General features: G+C 63.4%; 18 protein-coding genes and 1 tRNA gene. 6 read left to right on the forward strand and 13 right to left on the reverse strand.

Features of this window, described 5'->3' with window-relative positions:
* Positions 1 to 146 precede the first annotated feature (146 nt).
* The 7 genes from OKW38_RS13390 to OKW38_RS13420 form a co-directional block, all read right to left on the reverse strand.
* Positions 147 to 231 (reverse strand) — tRNA-Leu (locus OKW38_RS13390).
* A gap of 112 nt (positions 232 to 343) precedes the next feature.
* Positions 344 to 718 (reverse strand): preprotein translocase subunit SecG, encoded by a 375-nt coding sequence (gene secG, locus OKW38_RS13395; RefSeq protein ID WP_090803763.1) that lies wholly within the window; start codon positions 716 to 718, stop codon positions 344 to 346.
* An 82-nt stretch (positions 719 to 800) separates the two neighbouring features.
* Entirely contained in the window at positions 801 to 1,577 is a 777-nt protein-coding gene (gene tpiA / locus OKW38_RS13400) for a triose-phosphate isomerase (RefSeq protein WP_090803761.1), read from the reverse strand.
* Positions 1,578 to 1,742: 165 nt separating this feature from the next.
* The gene (locus tag OKW38_RS13405) at positions 1,743 to 2,759 is read right to left on the reverse strand and encodes an NAD(P)H-quinone oxidoreductase (protein WP_184028504.1); all 1,017 of its coding nucleotides are present in this window, start codon (positions 2,757 to 2,759) and stop codon (positions 1,743 to 1,745) included.
* 150 nt (positions 2,760 to 2,909) lie between these two features.
* Positions 2,910 to 5,045 carry a polyribonucleotide nucleotidyltransferase gene (gene pnp / locus OKW38_RS13410; RefSeq protein WP_176078899.1) on the reverse strand — a complete coding sequence of 712 codons (2,136 nt, stop codon included), beginning with the start codon at positions 5,043 to 5,045 and terminating at the stop codon, positions 2,910 to 2,912.
* Between the two features lie 342 nt (positions 5,046 to 5,387).
* Positions 5,388 to 5,660, reverse strand: coding sequence for a 30S ribosomal protein S15 (gene rpsO / locus OKW38_RS13415; RefSeq protein WP_008920609.1), 273 nt, complete (start codon positions 5,658 to 5,660; stop codon positions 5,388 to 5,390).
* Between the two features lie 204 nt (positions 5,661 to 5,864).
* Complete coding sequence (locus OKW38_RS13420) at positions 5,865 to 7,289, reverse strand: branched-chain amino acid ABC transporter substrate-binding protein (RefSeq protein ID WP_429361838.1); 1,425 nt, start codon at positions 7,287 to 7,289, stop codon at positions 5,865 to 5,867.
* A 187-nt stretch (positions 7,290 to 7,476) separates the two neighbouring features.
* Here OKW38_RS13420 and OKW38_RS13425 point away from each other — a divergent pair, with 187 nt between their 5' ends.
* The 3 genes from OKW38_RS13425 to OKW38_RS13435 all read left to right on the forward strand — a co-directional run bounded on the left by OKW38_RS13425 (position 7,477) and on the right by OKW38_RS13435 (position 10,562).
* Positions 7,477 to 8,028 carry a hypothetical protein gene (locus OKW38_RS13425; protein WP_090803756.1) on the forward strand — a complete coding sequence of 184 codons (552 nt, stop codon included), beginning with the start codon at positions 7,477 to 7,479 and terminating at the stop codon, positions 8,026 to 8,028.
* Between the two features lie 226 nt (positions 8,029 to 8,254).
* A complete protein-coding gene (locus tag OKW38_RS13430; protein WP_018420005.1) occupies positions 8,255 to 8,890 on the forward strand; it encodes a carbonic anhydrase in 636 nt (211 codons plus the stop codon).
* A 109-nt stretch (positions 8,891 to 8,999) separates the two neighbouring features.
* The gene (locus OKW38_RS13435) at positions 9,000 to 10,562 is read left to right on the forward strand and encodes a SulP family inorganic anion transporter (protein ID WP_090803753.1); all 1,563 of its coding nucleotides are present in this window, start codon (positions 9,000 to 9,002) and stop codon (positions 10,560 to 10,562) included.
* 126 nt (positions 10,563 to 10,688) lie between these two features.
* On the opposite strand, the gene OKW38_RS13440 is transcribed toward OKW38_RS13435, so the two are convergent.
* The 6 genes from OKW38_RS13440 to OKW38_RS13465 form a co-directional block, all read right to left on the reverse strand.
* Positions 10,689 to 12,236, reverse strand: a complete 1,548-nt coding sequence (locus OKW38_RS13440) for a 2-isopropylmalate synthase (RefSeq protein WP_018420003.1) — start codon at positions 12,234 to 12,236, stop codon at positions 10,689 to 10,691.
* A 368-nt stretch (positions 12,237 to 12,604) separates the two neighbouring features.
* Positions 12,605 to 13,477 (reverse strand): CDP-diacylglycerol--serine O-phosphatidyltransferase, encoded by an 873-nt coding sequence (pssA, locus tag OKW38_RS13445; protein ID WP_429361839.1) that lies wholly within the window; start codon positions 13,475 to 13,477, stop codon positions 12,605 to 12,607.
* 24 nt (positions 13,478 to 13,501) lie between these two features.
* Positions 13,502 to 14,140, reverse strand: a complete 639-nt coding sequence (locus tag OKW38_RS13450; RefSeq protein WP_184059342.1) for a phosphatidylserine decarboxylase — start codon at positions 14,138 to 14,140, stop codon at positions 13,502 to 13,504.
* Positions 14,141 to 14,272: 132 nt separating this feature from the next.
* Complete coding sequence (gene ilvC, locus OKW38_RS13455) at positions 14,273 to 15,289, reverse strand: ketol-acid reductoisomerase (protein ID WP_008920617.1); 1,017 nt, start codon at positions 15,287 to 15,289, stop codon at positions 14,273 to 14,275.
* 106 nt (positions 15,290 to 15,395) lie between these two features.
* Positions 15,396 to 15,887 (reverse strand): acetolactate synthase small subunit, encoded by a 492-nt coding sequence (gene ilvN / locus OKW38_RS13460; RefSeq protein ID WP_018420000.1) that lies wholly within the window; start codon positions 15,885 to 15,887, stop codon positions 15,396 to 15,398.
* Positions 15,888 to 16,011: 124 nt separating this feature from the next.
* The gene (locus OKW38_RS13465) at positions 16,012 to 17,775 is read right to left on the reverse strand and encodes an acetolactate synthase 3 catalytic subunit (protein ID WP_429361840.1); all 1,764 of its coding nucleotides are present in this window, start codon (positions 17,773 to 17,775) and stop codon (positions 16,012 to 16,014) included.
* A 356-nt stretch (positions 17,776 to 18,131) separates the two neighbouring features.
* Between OKW38_RS13465 and OKW38_RS13470 the strand changes: the two genes are divergently transcribed.
* From OKW38_RS13470 to OKW38_RS13480, 3 genes are read left to right on the forward strand one after another with little or no spacing between them, the layout of a single operon-like run.
* Positions 18,132 to 18,695, forward strand: a complete 564-nt coding sequence (locus OKW38_RS13470; protein WP_090803748.1) for an RNA polymerase sigma factor — start codon at positions 18,132 to 18,134, stop codon at positions 18,693 to 18,695.
* A complete protein-coding gene (locus OKW38_RS13475; RefSeq protein ID WP_429361842.1) occupies positions 18,692 to 19,123 on the forward strand; it encodes a DUF3619 family protein in 432 nt (143 codons plus the stop codon). The genes OKW38_RS13470 and OKW38_RS13475 overlap by 4 nt, the downstream gene beginning before the upstream one ends.
* A gap of 16 nt (positions 19,124 to 19,139) precedes the next feature.
* Entirely contained in the window at positions 19,140 to 19,907 is a 768-nt protein-coding gene (locus OKW38_RS13480; protein WP_429361843.1) for a DUF3106 domain-containing protein, read from the forward strand.
* The last annotated feature ends 20 nt before the right edge of the window (positions 19,908 to 19,927 follow it).

Below are 19,927 nucleotides of genomic sequence, written 5' to 3' on the forward strand. Positions count from 1 at the left end.
TCGGTTGGTTCTGAGTGCCGTCAGGAGCATAGCACCCCTGACGCGAAATCACTTCCTCAACGCGCATGACGTAAGCCGTACAGCGATACGCCAGAAGTGAAAATGCCAGCCGAAGCGAAGCAAACGGCTGGCATTTAGATAACATTTGGTGCCGACGGCGAGACTCGAACTCGCACAGCTTTCGCCACTACCCCCTCAAGATAGCGTGTCTACCAATTTCACCACGTCGGCACTATATGCAATCCGGGAAAACAACTTGCAAAACCCGCGAATCGCTTCAAGACTTGAATTGTAACTTGCTTAAGCAGATTGTTCAACGCACAAGACCACGTCCGCCGAAAATTTATTTCGGCACGCCCGTCGCCGGAACCGACGCAGGCGAAGCCGGTGCTGCCGCCACCGGGGCCGAGCCCGCAGCCGGCGAAGCCGCGACCGGCGCAGTAGCTGCCGCGCCCAGCACGCCTGCCGACGGCTTCACGTGATACGCACCAAGGTAAGTGAGTGCCAGTGTCGTGGCAAAGAACAGCGCTGCGAGCACTGCCGTGGTACGCGACAGGAAGTTCGCCGAACCCGTCGCACCGAACAGGCTACCCGACGCGCCGCTGCCGAAAGCCGCGCCCATATCGGCACCTTTGCCGTGCTGCAGCAACACAAGTCCGATGACCCCGAACGCCGACAACAACTGAACGACGATAATCAATGTTTTCAAATACAGCATCACACTCACCTGAGTCTTTATTTAACCGCGCCGCACACTGTGTGTTGCGCGAAATGGAGTCATCCTCGCCGAGACGCCCAGCTTAACCAGCCACGCTGGTCGCAGCGGCCGCCTTGCAGATCGCCAGGAAATCCTGATCTTTCAACGACGCGCCGCCGATCAGGCCGCCGTCGATATCGAGCTGACGGAACAGTTCTTCCGCGTTGTCCGGCTTAACGCTGCCGCCGTATAGCAACGGCACGTCCGCCGCACCCTTGGCCGCGAGACGTGCGCGCAGGAACCCATGCACGGCCTGCGCCTGTGCCGCCGATGCGCTCTTGCCGGTGCCAATTGCCCACACCGGCTCATACGCGACGACGAGGCGAGCCGCTTCCTGAGCCGACAGCTTCGCGAGCACCTCGTCGAGCTGACCGCCGACGACCTGCTCGGTGCAACCCGCTTCGCGTTCTTCGAGCGTTTCGCCGACGCACACGATCGGCGTCAAACCCGCCTCGAGCACACGCTGCGCTTTCACCGCGACCAGTTCGGCGCTTTCGCGGTGATACGCGCGGCGCTCCGAGTGCCCGACGATCGCAAACGTGGCGCCGAAGTCCGTCACCATCGGCGCAGCCACTTCGCCGGTATAGGCGCCATGCGTGAACGCGGACACGTCCTGCACGCCCCACACGACCGGGCTGCCTTCGAGCAGCGACTGAGTCTGCCCGAGATAGAGGCTCGGCACGCACACACCGACGCGCACGTCGGCCGGCAATTCACTGGCGCCCTGTGCCACTGCCTGCAGCAACGCGGCGTTGGCGGCGAGCCGCCCATGCATCTTCCAATTACCGACTACCAGTTTGGCTCGTTGTTGATTCGACATCGTCTCGTATTGTCCTGTCTTGCCAGTCCGGCCTGCTGCCGGCGGACTTCGCTCGCGCCTCGCTGCAGTTTGTTCCTGCGCTCGCGGCCCGCCCGTCGGATTGATCCGGCGCGCGCAAAACGCGCAATTTTACTGCGTGGGGTGGATCGGGTCAAACCGATGACGTCAAGCCTCCTGACCCCACGTCAACACGATCTTGCCGACGTGCGTGCCGCTTTCCATCAGCGCATGCGCGTCGGCAGCCTGGGCGGCCGGAAACACGCGATGCACGACCGGCTTGATGCGCCCAGCTTCGAGATGCGGCCACACGCGCTCCTTCAGTTGCGCGGCGATCTGCGCCTTGAACTCGATCGGCCGTGGTCGCAGTGTGGAACCGGTAACCGTCAGACGGCGACGCAACACTTCGTTCAGGTTCAGCTCCGCCTTCGCGCCGCCGAGCAGCGCAATTAGTACGATACGGCCACCGTCGGCGAGAGCCGACAATTCGCGCGGCACGTAGCTGCCTGCCACCATGTCGAGGATCACGTCGACGCCACGATCGTTGGTCAGCGACTTGATGACTTCGACGAAATCTTCAGTCCTGTAGTTAATCGCGCGTTCGGCGCCGAGCGCTTCGCACGCGCGGCACTTTTCGTCCGAACCCGCGGTCGCGAACACACGGAAGCCGAGCGCGTGCGCAATCTGGATCGCCGTCACGCCGATGCCGCTCGAACCACCCTGCACGAGCAGCGTTTCATTCGCACCGCCCTCGCCCTGGCCGAGCTGCGCGCGATTGAAGACGTTGCTCCACACCGTGAAAAAAGTCTCGGGCAGCGAAGCCGCTTCGATATCCGACAACCCCGTCGGCACCGGCAGGCATTGCAGCAGCGGCGCGGCCGCAAATTCCGCGTAGCCGCCGCCCGCGAGCAGCGCGCACACGCGATCGCCGATCTTCAGACCAAACGGGTTGTTCTTCGCGTCGATCGTGCCGCCGACGATCTCGCCCGCCACCTCCAGCCCCGGCAGATCCGACGCTCCCGGCGGCGGCGCATAGCCGCCCTTGCGCTGAAACACGTCCGGACGATTGATGCCGGATGCCGCCACCTTGATCAGCACCTCGCCAGCCTTGAGCTGCGGCGTCGGACGCTCCGCCAGCTTGAGGACTTCCGGCGCACCGAATTCAGTGATTTCGATCGCTTTCATCTGCGTCAACTCCAAGATTGGATTGCGTTACCTACCCGTTGCTGCCGTCTGCCGTAGCGCCGCGCTGCGATTCGAATGCGCAACGCAATCCATCCTGCATGAAAAACGGCCGGCGCGCATGACACGGCCGGCCGTTTGTCCGCTACCGCCTTACTGCGGCGTCGGCTCGCCTTGCGGCGCGTCGTTCAGCAATGCCTTCGCAGACAGACGCACACGACCCTTCTCGTCCGTCTGGATGACCTTGACCTTCACTTGCTGGCCATCCTTCAGATAGTCGTTGATGTCCTTGATGCGCTCGTTCGCGATCTCGGAGATATGCAGCAGACCATCCTTACCCGGCAGGATGTTCACGATCGCGCCGAAGTCGAGCAGCTTGAGCACGGTGCCTTCGTACACCTGGCCCACTTCGACTTCCATCGTGATCGCTTCGATACGACGCTTCGCTTCGGCCATGCCTTCGCTGTTCGTGCTCGCGATCGTGACGACGCCGTCATCCGAAATGTCGATCGTCGTGCCGGTTTCTTCGGTGAGCGCGCGGATCACCGAGCCGCCCTTGCCGATCACGTCGCGAATCTTTTCCGGGTTGATCTTGATCGTGATCATGCGCGGTGCGAACTCCGACAGTTGGGTGTTCGCGCCGGCCACGGCCGAGGTCATCTTGCCGAGGATGTGCATGCGGCCTTCCTTCGCCTGCGCGAGCGCGACCTGCATGATTTCCTTCGTGATGCCCTGAATCTTGATGTCCATCTGCAGCGCGGTCACGCCTTGTTCCGTACCCGCGACCTTGAAGTCCATGTCGCCGAGGTGATCTTCGTCACCGAGAATGTCGGTCAGCACCGCAAAGCGATTACCTTCGAGGATCAGGCCCATCGCGATACCGGCGACGTGCGCCTTCATCGGCACGCCGGCGTCCATCAGCGCGAGGCAGCCGCCGCACACCGAAGCCATCGACGACGATCCGTTCGACTCGGTGATTTCCGACACGACGCGGATCGAGTAGCCGAACTCGTCGGCGCTCGGCAGGCACGCGACGAGCGCGCGCTTGGCGAGACGGCCGTGACCGATTTCACGGCGCTTCGGCGAACCGACGCGGCCCGTTTCGCCCGTCGCGAACGGAGGCATGTTGTAGTGGAGCATGAAGCGTTCGCGGTACTCGCCTTCGAGCGCGTCGATGTTTTGCTCGTCGCCCTTCGTGCCGAGCGTCGCGACCACCATCGCCTGCGTCTCGCCGCGCGTGAACAGCGCCGAGCCGTGGGTACGCGGCAGCACGCCGGTGCGGATTTCGATCGGGCGCACGGTGCGCGTGTCGCGGCCGTCGATACGCGGCTCGCCGTTCAGGATCTGCGTACGGACGATCTTCGCTTCGATGTCGAACAGCACGTTGCCGACCGACGCCTTGTCGGCCGCCACGGTGCCCGCTGCCGCCGCTTCTTCCTCGAGCTTCGCCGAGGTCGCCGCGTAGACTTCCTTCAGCTTGGTCGAGCGAGCCTGCTTGTCGCGGATCTGGTAAGCGGCGAGCAGATCGGCCTGCGCGAGTTCGGTCACGCGTGCGATCAGCGCTTCGTTCTTTGCGGCGGGCTGCCAGTCCCATTCGGGCTTGCCGCCTTCGCGGACGAGTTCGTGGATCGCGTCGATCGCGGTCTGCATCTGCTCGTGACCGAACACGACGGCGCCGAGCATCACTTCTTCGCTCAATTGCTGCGCTTCCGATTCGACCATCAGCACCGCGCGTTCCGTGCCGGCGACGACGAGGTCGAGTGCCGATTCCTTCATCTGCGGACGCGTCGGGTTCAGCACGTATTCGTTGTTGATGTAGGCCACGCGCGCCGCGCCGACCGGGCCGTTGAACGGCAGACCGGACACCGCGAGCGCCGCCGAGGCGCCGATCAGCGCAGGGATGTCGGCGGGGATTTCCGGATTCAGCGACAGCACGTGAATCACGACCTGCACTTCGTTGTAGAAGCCTTCCGGGAAGAGCGGACGCAGCGGACGGTCGATCAGGCGCGAGATCAGCGTCTCGCCTTCCGACGGACGGCCTTCGCGACGGAAGAAGCCACCCGGGATCTTGCCGGCGGCGTAAGTCTTTTCGATGTAATCGACGGTGAGGGGGAAGAAGTCCTGGCCCGGCTTCGCGGTCTTCGCGCCGACCACGGTGGCGAGCACCACGGTATCTTCGACGTCGACGATCACCGCGCCGCCCGCCTGGCGAGCGATTTCACCGGTTTCGAGGCGAACGTTGTGCTGCCCCCACTTAAACTCTTTGACGATCTTATTGAACATAGTCATTGCTTTTCCTCATCGTAATGCCGCGCGGACCGGAGCGGCGCGGCAACGCCAGGCCGGCGCCGCATGGGAAGAGTCGTGCTATGCCATTCCAGAGAGTCACGTGCTGCGACTGCGCGCGAACCGCTGGAATGACACAAAACTCCGCCCTGAAGCCCGGCCTTGTTTCCTGTTACTTCTTCTACTGCTGTTCTGCTACTGCTACTGCGCTTGCCCATAGACGCCGCGCGAACCGGCATACGCCGCGGATCACAGGCGGTGCGCGTTACACGCAGCGCGCCGCGCAAAAACAAAATGCCTGTATCAGCGAAACTGACACAGGCATCTTGCTGAACGACTGGCCGACTACTTACGCAGACCCAGCTTCTCGATCAGGCTGCGGTAACGATCCGCGTCCTTACCCTTCAGGTAGTCGAGCAACTTGCGACGGCGGCTCACCATGCGCAGCAGACCGCGGCGGCTGTGGTGATCCTTCGTGTGCTCCTTGAAGTGGGAGGTCAGTTCGTTGATACGGGTCGTGAGCAGCGCGACCTGAACTTCGGGGGAGCCGGTGTCGTTGGCTGCGCGTGCGAATTGCGCGACGACTTCGGACTTCTTGCTTGCTTCAACTGCGGACATGTCAATTTCCTTGATAACTGGACAGGCGGTCACGGAAGAAAGGCCGTGCCGTGGGATACCCGTTTCACAATTTACTGAGTCCCGTTCGTGGCTGAATTAACTGAATCAGAACCCAGCCCAGCAACGGGACGCGTATTGTAGCACAGCCGATTCCGGCCGCGAACCCCGGGCCAGCAAGGCGGATTGAGTGTCGCTCGCGGGCGCTCAGGGGCGCCGCATCCGGCAGACCGTCGGCAATAGGGTGCGTTCGGCTGGTATCGCCAGCACCGTGCGAAAGCCATAGCCCGACCCTTCGTTATCGAAATGCACGCCGGGTGTGCCTGCTTTGTCCATCTGCATCACGTAGAGGGGCTGGATCAGCTGATGGTCATCGGCGCGCATCCACGATGCGTGAATACCGTTGTCGAAGCGGATGCCCTCGAGCGCTTTCGCGACCGCCGTCGGAGCGGCGCTGCCGGCGCGGCTCATCGCGGCGGCGAGCGTTTCGATCATCAGTGGCATGCGCAGCACCGGATAGTCGTCCTGGGCGGCCGGAAAGCGCGCGCGGAACGCCGCGTACCACGCGTCGGAGGCCGCGCCACCGACATTCGGATGCCACTCGGCCACCGCGATCACGTGACCCACGCCTGCGTCGCCAAGCGCGGCCGGCGCGCCGAGGCTGTTGCCGTAGAACGTGTAGAACTTCGTGTCGAGGCCCTGCTCGCGCGCCGCCTTCACGAGCAGCGTCAGGTCGTTGCCCCAGTTGCCGGTGATCACGGCGTCCGCGCCGCTCGCGCGGATCTTCGCGATGTACGGCGCGAAATCCTTCACGCGGCCGATCGGGTGAAATTCGTCGCCGACCACCGCGATGTCGGGACGCTTCGCCGCGAGCGTCGAACGCGCAAGGCTGCTCACGTCGTGTCCGAAGCTGTAATCCTGGTTCAGCAGGTACACCTTTTTCACCGCCTTGTCGCGCTCGATCACCTCGGCGAGCGCGGCCATCCGCATGCCGGCGTGCGCGTCGAAGCGGAAGTGCCAGAAGCTGCAGTCCGCGTTGGTGAGCGCGGGGTCGTCGGCGGAGTAGTTGAGGAACAGTTCGCGGTTGTCCGGCTCGCGGCTGTTCTGCTTCTCGATCGCGCCGATCAGCGCCGCGGCGACCGCCGAGCTATTGCCCTGCAGGATGTAGCCGATATGGCGATCCGCGGCCGCGCGCAATTGCGTCAGCGCTTCCTCCGTGCTGCCCTTGCTGTCGAGCACGACGAGTTCGAACGGATGCGCGCCGTCCGCGAGTTCCACGCCGCCGTGCGCGTTGACCTGCTCGACACCGAAACGCAGATTGCGCTCGACTGCCGCGCCCGCGTTCGCGAACGGGCCGGACATGCCTTCGATCAGCGCGAGCTGGATTGGCGTGCCGGTGAGTTTGCCGGCCGGCAGGCTGGCGAACTTGCTTGCGTGATTACCGGCCGGGCTTGCCGCCAGCGTGGCCGCGCGGCTCCCCGGCTTGCCGGTGGGCGGAACGGTCTCCTGCGCGGACGCCTGACTCGCGCCCGTCGAGGCCGGATTCGCCGCCTCAGCCACGCCAACTCCCGCCACCGCCATCGAAATCGCCGTCAGCGCAACCGCCGCCGCCCCTCGCCACATCGCCGTCATGGTCGTCCCGCCTGAATCTTCGAAGCGCGGATCATAGGATGACGCGCACGGAATAGGCAAGCCGGCGCATCCGTTACCGTTTGATGGCGACGCACGTGCAAGCAACGCCGTTCTTTCGCCACAGCGCGTGTCAAAATGGTGCGTTTCGATGATAAGAACCGCTATTCAAACGCCATCGGAGGAATACATGCCGAACCGCCACCACCCCACGGCCGCTGCTATCACAGCCCCGGCCGGCGCCAGTCTGCGCCGCGCCGCGCTCGTTTGCCTGAGCGTGCTCGCGCTCGCCGGCTGCGCCCAGCCGTGGCAGCAGTATCAACCGGGAGCGGACGCATCGACGGTCATCGCGCGTCTCGGTCCGCCGCGCGAAACCTATGATCTGCCCGACGGCGGCAAGCGTCTGATGTGGCCGACCCAACCGATGGGCGAAACCACCACCGCCGCCGACATCAACGCAGCCGGCAAGATCATCAACATGCGCCAGGTGCTGCAGCCCAACGAGTTCTACCGCGCCGAGATCGGCAAATGGACACGCGGCGACGTGCTGGTGAACTTCGGCCGCCCGGTCGAAACGTCGTACTTCCCGCTGATGAGGCGCGAAGTCTGGACCTATCGCTATCTCGAAGACAACGTCTGGTACATGATGTACAACTTCTACTTCGATGACCAGGGCATCTTGCGCCTCACGCAGAAGACCCCCGACCCGCTGCACGACCCCGACCGCCGCAACCTGTTCTGAGCACTGAGCACCCTCTTCGGAAGAAGCACCAAATCTCAAAAAAGCCGCCTTCGATAGGCGGCTTTTTTATTGTTTAAGCATAAAACAGAATTTTATCCTGTTTACGTCCACAATTTTGCGAAAGAAAGGTTATTGTAAACGCCGTTCGAGCACCGGCTCGCAATCACGTGCAGACGCGGTTTCGGTCCGGTGCCAGGTCAATTGCCTCTCATACGGAGTTGCTACGATGAACCGACCCAAACACCTGCTGGTCGCCAACGTCGCGTGGGCCCATGAAACCGCGACGCGTAATCCGGCATTTTTTCGCGACCTGATGCGCGGACAGAATCCACACATTCTTTGGATCGGCTGCGCGGACAGCCGCGTGCCCGCCGAAACGATCACGCATTGCGAGCCCGGCGATCTGTTCGTCCATCGCAACATCGCCAACCTGTTTCATCCCGGCGACGATAACGTCGCGAGCGTCCTTGAATACGCGGTGCGGGTGCTCAAGGTCGGCCATGTGATCGTCTGCGGCCACTATGGCTGCGGCGGCGTGCGCGCCGCGCTGCTGCCGCCGGACCCCGCGCTGCCCCATGTGAACCGCCGTATCGCGCCGCTCTGCGCACTCGCCAAAACGCATCACTCGGAGCTGGACGGCGCAGCGACCGAGCCGGATCGCGTCAATCGCCTCGCCGAGCTGAACGTGCTCGAACAGGTGCGGCAGCTACGGGCGAGCCCGATCGTGCACGAGGCTGAGCCGGCGCCGCTCGTGCACGGCTGGATCTTTGCGCTCGACGACGGGCGCATCAAGGTTCTCACCTCCGGCTATACCGCCGACGACGCGATGACCTGCACGACCGCGGCGCACAGCGCGGCCTAGCGAAGCGCGTCGCCCGTCCCATTCGAACCGCGGACGGAGCCGACAGCGGAATCGTCATCGGGCCATACCTGTTCGTCGCCCATCGTCCCACCTCTCGCTCTTCGACACCATGGATAATCAAACCTCTTTCTCCGCGCTCCAGAGCGACGTGCTCGCCGGAACGGCCGTTTTTCTGGTGGCCCTGCCGCTTTGCCTCGGCATTGCTCACGCATCGGGCGTCGACCCGTTTGCCGGACTGGTGTCCGGCATCATTGGCGGGCTCGTGGTTGCCGCGCTGAGCGGCTCGCGTCTGAGCGTGAGCGGCCCGGCCGCGGGCCTCGTCGTGATCGTCGTCGACGGCATCGCACGGCTTGGCGGCTTTTCCGCTTTCCTGCTGGCCGTACTGCTGTCGGGCGTCATCCAGTTCGGCTTCGGCATGCTCAAGGCCGGCCGGTTCGCCGCCTACGTGCCGTCGCCGGTGATCAAGGGGATGCTCGCGGCCATCGGCGTGCTGTTGATCCTCAAGCAGTTTCCCGTTGCGCTGGGGCTGTCCGGCACCGCCGACTCCGGCCAGTCGGCGGCGGCGGTCGCAACGCCGCTCGGCCCAATCTCACTGACCGCCGTGCTGATCACACTGCTGTCGCTCGCGATCCTCGCCGGCTGGGAAACGCGCGCGCTGCGCCGCTTCGCTGTCGTGCGCATCATGCCCGCGCCGCTCGCGGTGGTGCTGCTCGGCATCGGCGCGACGCTCGCCCTCAATCTCGTCGCGCCATCGTTGGCACCGCCCGCCGAAGGGCGGGTCGCGTTGCCGTCGCTGGAATCGTTCGCGGCACTGCAGGCCGTGCTCGCGTCGGCCGACTTCGGCCCACGGTTCGCCCAGCTCGTCAATCCCGACATATGGCGCGTTGCGATCACGATCGCCATCCTCGCAAGTCTCGAAACGCTACTGAGCCTCGAAGCGGTCGAACAGATCGATCCGGAGCGCCGCCGCGCGCCTCCCGATCGCGAGCTGAAGGCGCAGGGCGTGGGCAATCTGATCGCGGGTGCGATCGGCGGCCTGCCGATCACCGCGGTGATCGTGCGCAGCTCCGCGAACGTCCATGCCGGCGCAAAAAGCCGACTCTCGGCGATCGTTCACGGCGTGTTGCTTCTCGTCAGCGTGTTCGCGCTCACGAGCGTGATCAACCTGATCCCGCTCGCCTGCCTTGCCGCGATCCTGATCTTCACCGGGTTCAAACTCGCCAAGCCGTCGTTGTTCGCCGGGCTCGCGCGGCAGGGATTCGCGCCGTTCGCACCATTTATCGTCACGGTCGTCGGTGTGCTCGTCACCGATCTGCTGATCGGTATCGTGCTCGGCATCCTATGCAGCATGCTGTTCGCGCTGTACGCAAACCTGCGCGGCCCGATCGTGCTCGCGCAGCATGGCGATCACTACCTGCTGTCGTTTCGCAAGGACGTATCGTTTCTCGGTAAGGTGCCGCTCAAGCACTATCTGCAGCAGATTCCGGATGGCGCCACCGTCATCGTCGATGCGACACGCGCCGATTTCGTCGACCACGACGTGCGCGAACTGCTGGACGCGTTCGTCGCCGATGCGCCTCGCCGTGGGATTACCGTCGACGTCAGATTTCAAGTCCGCGAGCAGGCCCGCGCAACGCGCGGCTGGTCGCTGCGGCGCACGACGGCGGACTAGTTTCGTCATATCGCGCCACCGCAGCTGCGCGATGACGGCAGAAAAAAGCCCCGTGTGCCGAGCACCACGGGGCTTCTCCTCCGATCCACACAAGCGATCGCGCGCTACCGGCGCGCCATGCTCGCGTTACTCCGAGCGCTGCGGATTCACCTTGTCCGCATTCGAATACAGCTTGTTGAGCGCCGAAAAATATGCCTTCGCGGATGCCGCGACGATATCCGGATCAGTGCCCGTGCCGTTGACGATGCGCCCGCTCTTCGACAACCGCACGGTCACTTCGCCCTGCGCCTGCGTGCCGGTCGTGATCGCGTTGACCGAGTACAGCAGCAGTTCGGAGCCGCTGCCCACTTCCGTTTCGATCGCGTTGAGGGTGGCGTCGACCGGTCCGTTGCCGCGCGCTTCGCCGGTGATCTCTTTACCCTCTACCGAGAACACGACCTTCGCGTGCGGCTGCTCGCCGGTTTCGGAATGCTGCGACATCGACAGAAACTTGTAGTGCTCCTTCTCGTGCGCTTCCGCCGATTCCTCGTTGACGATGGCGATGATGTCTTCGTCGAAGATCTCCGCCTTGCGATCGGCGAGTTCCTTGAAGCGCGCGAACGCGGTGTTCAGTTCGGCTTCGCTGTCGAGCGCGATGCCAAGCTCCTGCAGACGCTGTTTGAACGCATTGCGGCCCGACAGCTTGCCGAGCACGATCTTGTTCGCGGCCCAACCCACGTCTTCCGCGCGCATGATTTCGTAAGTATCGCGCGCCTTCAGCACGCCATCCTGATGGATGCCCGACGCGTGCGCGAAAGCGTTCGCGCCGACCACGGCCTTGTTCGGCTGCACGACGAAGCCAGTGATCTGCGACACGAGCTTCGAGGCCGGCACGATCTGAGTCGTGTCGAGGCCGACGTCGAGTCCGAAGTAATCCTTGCGGGTCTTCACCGCCATGACGATTTCTTCGAGCGACGTATTGCCGGCGCGCTCGCCGAGACCGTTGATCGTGCATTCGACCTGGCGCGCGCCGCCAATCTGCACGCCGGCGAGCGAATTCGCGACCGCCATGCCGAGGTCATTGTGGCAATGCACGGAGAACACCGCCTTGTGCGAGTTGGGAATGCGCTCGCGCAGCGTCTTCACGAGTTGGCCATAGAGTTCCGGCACGCCGTAGCCGACGGTGTCCGCGATGTTGATCGTGGTCGCGCCTTCGGCGATCACCGCTTCCAGCACACGGCACAGGAAGTCCAAATCCGAGCGGCTGCCGTCTTCCGGCGAGAATTCGACGTCGTCGGTGAACTTGCGCGCGAAACGCACCGCAAGCCTGGCCTGCTCGAATACCTGCTCGGGCGTCATCCGCAGCTTCTTCTCCATGTGCAGTGGCGACGTTGCGATGAACGTGTGGATGCGGAAATGATCGGCCGGCTTCAGTGCGTCGGCGGCCTTCTGTATGTCCTTGTCGTTCGCGCGCGCAAGCGAGCAGATCGTGCTGTCCTTCACGAGGCCGGCGATCGTATGGATCGCGTCGAAGTCGCCGTTCGAGCTGGCCGCGAAGCCCGCTTCGATCACGTCGACTTTCATCCGTTCGAGTTGCCGGGCGATGCGGATCTTCTCTTCCTTCGTCATCGACGCGCCGGGCGATTGCTCGCCGTCACGCAGCGTGGTGTCGAAAATGATCAGTTTGTCGGACATGTCGGGCCTCCTCGGGAGTCGTTCAGATGTGGGACTTGGTTTTGGAATGGGACGATGAGCGCCGCCGCTGGCAAGGTAGGGCGATCACGATGATCGCGGCCGGTGCGGATGGGACGCAAAACCGCATAAGGGCGTGAACGAAGCATGATGGCGCGGCGCAGCGAACGGCCTCGCCGACCCGGCAAAATCGGCCACGCCCACGCACTGATCCGACGACTATAGCGGCATTCCAGCCACCGCGCAATGCGCGCCGGGGCGGCCTGCGGCGCTGTCCGAAGCGACCGCGTAACGGCACCAACCAACGAAAAACGGCAGCCTGCAGGCTGCCGTTTTTCGTACGTCGCTGCGATGCAGCGCGGTTCAAATCCTCAACGGTCGTGCGACATCGAACGCGCCGGATTGGCCCGGCCGCGCACCGCCTGATACGCCCAGAACACGTAGCCGGACAGACCGTACAGCACGAACAGACCGAACAGCATCAACGGCGGATCGGACGACACGAGCACGAAGGCGACCACCACCAGCAGGATCACGCCGAACGGCACGCGATGCCGTACGTCGAGCGCCTTGCCGCTATAGAACGGCGCGTTCGACACCATCGTCACGCCCGCGTAGATGGTCAGCACGAAGGCGACCCACGGCAGCCAGACGAGCTTCAGCGGCACGCGGTTGTCGGTGGCGAGCCACACGAAACCGGCGATCAGTGCCGCCGCTGCGGGGCTCGGCATGCCCTGGAAAAAACGCTTGTCGACCACGCCGATATTCGTGTTGAAACGCGCGAGCCGTAGCGCCGCGCCGGAACAATAGACGAACGCCGCGAGCCAGCCCCACCGGCCGAGGTCCTTCAGGATCCATTCGTACATCACGAGCGCGGGCGCAACACCGAACGACACCATGTCCGACAGGCTGTCGAACTGCTCGCCGAACGCGCTTTGCGTATGCGTCATGCGCGCGACGCGACCGTCCATGCCATCGAGCACCATCGCGACGAAGATCGCGATCGCCGCGATCTCGAAGCGCACGTTCATCGCCTGCACGACGGCGAAGAAGCCGCAGAACAGCGCGGCCGTGGTGAATGCGTTCGGCAGCAGGTAGATGCCGCGTTTTCTGAGGAACTGCTGACGCTGCGCGCGCCGGCTGTCGGCGACCGGCGACTCCGTGACCACCGGCGGCTTGTTGCGACGAAACGGCCGCGGCAGCGGTCCACTGCCGCGGGGTCGACGCGGTTTGAATGCGGCCATTCGGACAACCTCCTGTATGCCGCTTTACAGCTCGGCGAGGATTGTGGACGACGCCGACACCTTCTCGCCGATCGACACGCGCGGACGGCTGCCCACCGGCAAATACACGTCGACGCGCGAACCGAAGCGGATGAATCCGTAACGCTGGCCGCGGGTCAGCGGCTCGCCTGCACGGACGTAGCAAAGAATCCGCCGCGCGATCAGCCCGGCAATCTGCACCGACGTGACCGTCTGGCCGCCGGCCATTTCGATCACGACCGCGTTGCGCTCGTTTTCGAGCGAGGCTTTATCGACCGCCGCGTTCAGATAGGCGCCAGGAAAGTATTCGACTTTCGAGATCGCACCGTCGACGGGCGAGCGCTGCGAGTGCACGTTGAATACGTTCATGAACACGCTGATCTTCAGCGCTTCGCGATTCGCATAAGGATCATGCGCGGTTTCTACCGCGACGATACGACCGTCGGCAGGACACAGCACCGCGTTGGCCTGCGTCGGAATCGGACGCGCCGGGTCGCGGAAGAACTGCACGATAAAGATCAGGATCAGCCAGAAGAGCCACGCAAAGCCGAACCCCCCGAAGGCGTGAACCAGTAATGCAACGACGGCCGCGATGGCGATGAACGGCCAGCCTTCTCGCGCGATGATCGGATGAGGGTAATTCATGGATGGCTTCTGTGTTTTTGTAAAACCGTAGGATAGCAAAAGCCGCCCAGGGTTCAGCACCCTTGGACGGCTTTTTGACTGGTCCGGCCGCCGCACCGAAGCGCCGCGCCGGACCTCGTTACGTCGAGACGCTTAGTTCTTCGACTGGTCGACGAGCTTGTTCTTCGCGATCCACGGCATCATCGCGCGCAGCTTCGAGCCAACCTGCTCGATCTGGTGCTCGGCCGTCAGACGGCGGCGCGATTGCAGCGTCGGTGCGCCAGCCTTGTTCTCGATGATGAAGCTCTTCGCGTATTCGCCGGTCTGGATGTCGGTCAGCACGGCCTTCATCGCCTTCTTCGTTTCAGCGGTCACGATGCGCGGCCCCGTCACGTACTCGCCGTACTCGGCGTTGTTCGAGATCGAGTAGTTCATGTTCGCGATGCCGCCTTCGTAGATCAGGTCGACGATCAGCTTCAGTTCGTGCAGGCACTCGAAGTACGCCATTTCCGGCGCGTAACCCGCTTCGACCAGCGTTTCGAAGCCGGCCTTGATCAGGTCGACGGTACCGCCGCACAGCACGGCCTGCTCGCCGAACAGGTCGGTTTCGGTTTCTTCGCGGAAGTTCGTTTCGATGATGCCGGCCCGGCCGCCGCCGTTAGCCGCTGCGTACGACAGCGCGATGTCGCGCGCCGCGCCCGACTTGTCCTGCGCAACCGCGATCAGGTGCGGCACGCCGCCACCTTGGGAGTAGGTGCCGCGAACCGTGTGGCCCGGCGCCTTCGGCGCGATCATGATGACGTCGAGGTCGGCACGCGGGATCACCTGGCCGTAGTGAACGTTGAAGCCGTGCGCGAACGCGAGCGCTGCGCCCTGCTTGATGTTCGCGTGGACTTCCTTCGCGTACACGTCGGCGATCTGCTCGTCCGGCAGCAGCATCATGACGACGTCCGCGCCCTTCACCGCTTCCGCGACTTCCTTGACTTGCAGGCCGGCGTTTTCAGCCTTGCTCCACGATGCGCCGCCCTTGCGCAGACCGACCGTGATGTTCACGCCGCTTTCCTTCAGGTTCAGCGCGTGCGCATGGCCTTGCGAGCCATAGCCGATGATGGTGACCTGCTTGCCCTTGATGAGGGAGAGATCGGCGTCCTTGTCGTAGAAAACTTTCATGTCGGTTCCTTGGCTAGATTCGATGATTCAGAGAAATTCGGGTACTGCGAATGTTGTTATTGCCAGCCGGGCGATACCGCGTTGCCCGGCCTTGCGAAACGCGACGTCAGACCTTCAGAATGCGCTCGCCGCGACCGATGCCCGAGCTGCCCGTGCGGACCGTCTCGAGAATCGCCGTGGAATCGAGCCCCTCGATGAAAGCGTCGAGCTTGTCGCTCGCCCCCGTCAATTCGATCGTGTAGGTCTTTTCGGTGACGTCGATGATGCGGCCGCGGAAAATGTCCGCCATCCGCTTCATCTCCTCACGTTCCTTGCCGACCGCCCTCACCTTGATCAGCATCAGCTCGCGTTCGATGTGGGCGCCCTCGGTAAGGTCGACCACTTTCACCACCTCGATCAGGCGGTTCAGATGCTTCGTGATCTGTTCGATCACGTCGTCCGAGCCAACGGAGACGATGGTCATGCGCGACAGCGAACGGTCTTCGGTCGGAGCCACCGTCAAGGTTTCAATGTTGTAGCCGCGTGCGGAGAACAGACCCACCACGCGCGACAGCGCGCCTGGTTCGTTTTCCAGCAGGACGGAAATGATGTGTCTCATGTTTCGCTTCTTCCAGATGATGTGTCGATGTCTGCGAGCGGAGCGGCGCCGCTTCGTCTGCCCTCGCCTTTTTTGAAGACGCGCATCACGAAGCCGGCGCTGGAGTTATCCAGACGCCCCGTCGTTAAAGATCTTCCGAACCCATGAGCATCTCGGTGATGCCCTTGCCGGCCTGAACCATCGGCCAGACGTTTTCGGTCGGATCGGTCTGGAAGTCGAGAAACACCGTGCGATCCTTCAGGCGCAGCGCTTCCTTCAGCGCCGGTTCCACATCGGCCGTGCGCTCGATGCGCATGCCCACGTGTCCGTACGCTTCGGCGAGCTTCACGAAGTCCGGCAGCGCATCCATGTACGAATGCGAATAGCGTTTGCTGTATTCGATCTGCTGCCACTGGCGCACCATGCCCAGATAGCGGTTATTCAGCGAAATAATCTTGATCGGCAGGTCGTACTGCTTGCAGGTCGACAGCTCCTGGATGCACATCTGGATCGAGCCTTCGCCCGTGATGCACAGCACGTCGTCGTCCGGATGGGCCATCTTCACGCCCATCGCGGCCGGTAAGCCGAAGCCCATCGTGCCGAGGCCACCGGAATTGATCCAGCGACGCGGCTTGTTGAACTTGTAGAACTGCGCGGCCCACATCTGGTGCTGGCCCACGTCGGAGCACACGAACGCGTTGCCGTCGGTCAGCTCCCACGCCTTTTCGACCACGTACTGCGGCTTGATGATGTCGCTCTTGCGGTCGAACTTCAGGCAATCTTTCGCGCGCCAGCCTTCGATGTCCTTCCACCAGTCGGCGAGCGCCGCGGCGTCGGGGCCATGCTCGGCCGTCTGCAACTGCTCGATCAGTTCCTTCAGCACTTCCTTCACGTCGCCGACGATCGGAATGTCGACCTTGACGCGCTTGGAAATGGAAGAGGGATCGATGTCAATATGGATGATCTTGCGCGGCCGCGACGCGAAGTGGTTCGGATCGCCGATCACGCGGTCGTCGAAGCGCGCGCCGATCGCGATCAGCACGTCGCAGTGCTGCATCGCCATATTGGCTTCGTACGTGCCGTGCATGCCGAGCATGCCGAGGAATTTCTTGTCGCTCGAGCGGTAGCCGCCCAGACCCATTAGCGTATTGGTGACCGGATAGCCGAGCAGATCGGCGAACTGGTTCAATTCACGCGACGCATCCGCGAGCACGATGCCGCCGCCGGTGTAGATATACGGACGCTTCGCCGACAGCAGCAGCGACACCGCCTTGCGGATCTGACCGGAGTGGCCCTTCGTGACCGGGTTGTATGAGCGCAGCGAAACGCTCTTGATCGGCTCGTATTGGCACGGCGTCTTCGACACGTCCTTCGGAATGTCGATCAGCACTGGGCCGGGACGGCCGGTACGGGCGATGTAGAAAGCTTTCTTGACGGTGGCGGCGAGATCGCGCACGTCCTTCACGAGGAAGTTGTGCTTCACGCATGGACGCGTGATGCCGACCGTGTCGCATTCCTGGAATGCATCCTGACCGATCGCGGCAGTCGGCACCTGGCCGCTGATCACGACCAACGGGATCGAATCCATATAGGCGGTCGCGATGCCGGTCACCGCGTTGGTGACGCCGGGGCCGGAGGTCACGAGACACACGCCGACCTTGCCGGTGGAGCGCGCGTAGGCGTCCGCGGCATGCACGGCGGCCTGCTCGTGGCGCACGAGCACATGCTGGAACTTGTCCTGCTTGTACAGCTCGTCGTAAATGTAGAGTACCGAGCCGCCGGGATAGCCCCAGATGAACTCGACGTCTTCGTCGGCCAGTGCCTTCATGAGCACGGTGGCGCCGATAGAGTCTGCTTCGTGTGGGGGGGTCGTATCCGACGTGGAGAATTCCGCGCTGGGCATATTCATTGATTCACCTTTCGAATTTTCGGCAAAAAATTGATCGGGTGCTCTCTGCCGGGCTTGTGGCTCGGGTTCAAGCGGCGCGTCCAGTTGACAGGCGGGCTTCTTGGGCCACACCTCAATTGAGACAACTCACTTATGTTGCGAACCAGCGACGATAGCTTCTGACGCGCTCGCGGTCAAGAAAATATTGCCATTGGCTCGCGCGTAGGAGCGCGCGATCGGACGGAATGACGACCGTCATGTAAATGCAAGCTTGAGCAGGTTTCACCCCTATCGGAGCAAAAGTTTGTTAGCATCCGCGAGTTTTACGACATTTTTCGACCGATTACGCGCACGCTTGCTGCGCCGACCCCAACCGGATGGCATCAGACAAGGAACTCGCCGATTTTCTGGCGGGCGTCGAAAGGCGCGCATTCAAGCAGACGGTCTACGCCGTGCGGGACGACGATGCGTCCCTCGACATCGTGCAAGACGCGATGATCAAGCTCGCCGAGAAATACGGCGACCGTCCGGCGGCCGAGCTACCGCTGCTGTTTCAGCGTATTCTGCAGAATGCGACGCACGACTATTTCCGCCGTGCCAAAGTACGCAACACTTGGGTTAGTCTATTCTCGTCGCTCGGCAATGCCGACGACGACGAGTTCGATCCGCTGGAAACTTTCGAGGCCGAGGCGGGTTCGGCTGGCGCCGAGAGCAACGAACAGAAGCTCGAACGAGAGCAGGTCCTGCAGTCGATCGACAACGAGATCCAGAAATTACCGGCGCGTCAACGGGAGGCGTTTCTCATGCGTTATTGGGAGGATATGGATGTCGCCGAGACTGCCGCCGCAATGGGCTGCTCCGAAGGCAGCGTGAAAACGCACTGCTCCCGGGCCACTCACACGCTGGCGCAAGCGCTCAAGGCGAAAGGAATCACGCTATGAGCTCCCTTGAAAACACAGAACTCGAGTTTGCGCGTCAACTGCGCCGCGCGCTTGACGAAAACACCGCCAGCCTCCCTCCCGCCACCGTCGAGCGGCTCGCTGCCGCACGTCGTGCCGCGTTGGCGCGCAAAAAGCCCGAAGCCGTCAGCGCGCCGGTGTTCGTGCCTGCGTTCGCCGGCATGCCGGCCGGGATAGCGGGGCTACCGCAGGGAGGCTTCGAGCCGCGCCGCCGCTGGCCTCTGCGCCGCTTCGCGCTCGCGTGGCCGCTGGCCGCGCTGGTCGTGAGCCTGATCGGCATCGCCTACTGGGAAGATCACCAGCGCACCGCCGAACTTGCCGATATCGATGCCGCCATGCTAAGCGACGACCTGCCGCTCAATGCCTATCTCGACCACGGCTTCAACGCGTATCTTTCACGCGCCCACTGAGCGGGAGATTCCTCGGGTGAGTTACAAGCGCGGCCTGGCCGTTGTTTTCGGATGCACGATCGCGGCCCTGGTGTCGTTTGTCGCGACCTATCCGCGCTTTCACCCGAGCCCATCGTCGGCGGGCAATCCGTCGCCCGGCGTCAACGTCGCCCCGCCCGCGCCCGCCCCCGCACTTTCCGTCGAATTGCCCAGCCTGCCGGGCAGCAATAGCCCCCTCGCGTGGTCACGCCTGAGCGCCGCCGACCACGCCGCGCTGGCCCCATTCGCATCGCAATGGGATTCGTTTAGCGACGAACGCAAGCGAAAGTGGATCAAGATTGCGTCGCGATACGCAAAGATGTCGCCGGATGCGCAAAAGCGTCTACAAGAGCGCATGAGTGAATGGGTGCGCATGACGCCCGATCAGCGCCGCGTCGCGCGCGAAAACTACCAGGTTTCGAAGGAGTTGCCGCGCGAAGCGCGCCAGAAGGCGTGGAAAGCGTACCAACAACTGCCCGAAGAAACGAAGGAGCGGCTCGCCGCGAGCGAACACAAGCGTCGCCCCAGCGTCGTCAGCGCGCCGCCATCGGCTCGCAACGAGATCAAGGGCATCGACCGGTTCGTGAATGCGCGCGAGCACGGCGCCAGTGCTGCCGCGGCGGCGAGCGCCGCGCCGGCTGCCTCCGCGCCGGCCGCGGCCTCGCTGCCGGCAACGCCTGCGATTCCGGCGGCGGGCAGCTTCGTACCGGCGACGCCGGTGCCCGTGTCGCCTGCCGAAGCGCCGGCAATCTTCCACGGCTCCTGATTCCGACCCGAACCCATTAC

The organism is Paraburkholderia sp. MM5496-R1 (assembly GCF_050436205.1).
Taxonomy (GTDB): Bacteria; Pseudomonadota; Gammaproteobacteria; order Burkholderiales; family Burkholderiaceae; genus Paraburkholderia; species Paraburkholderia tuberum.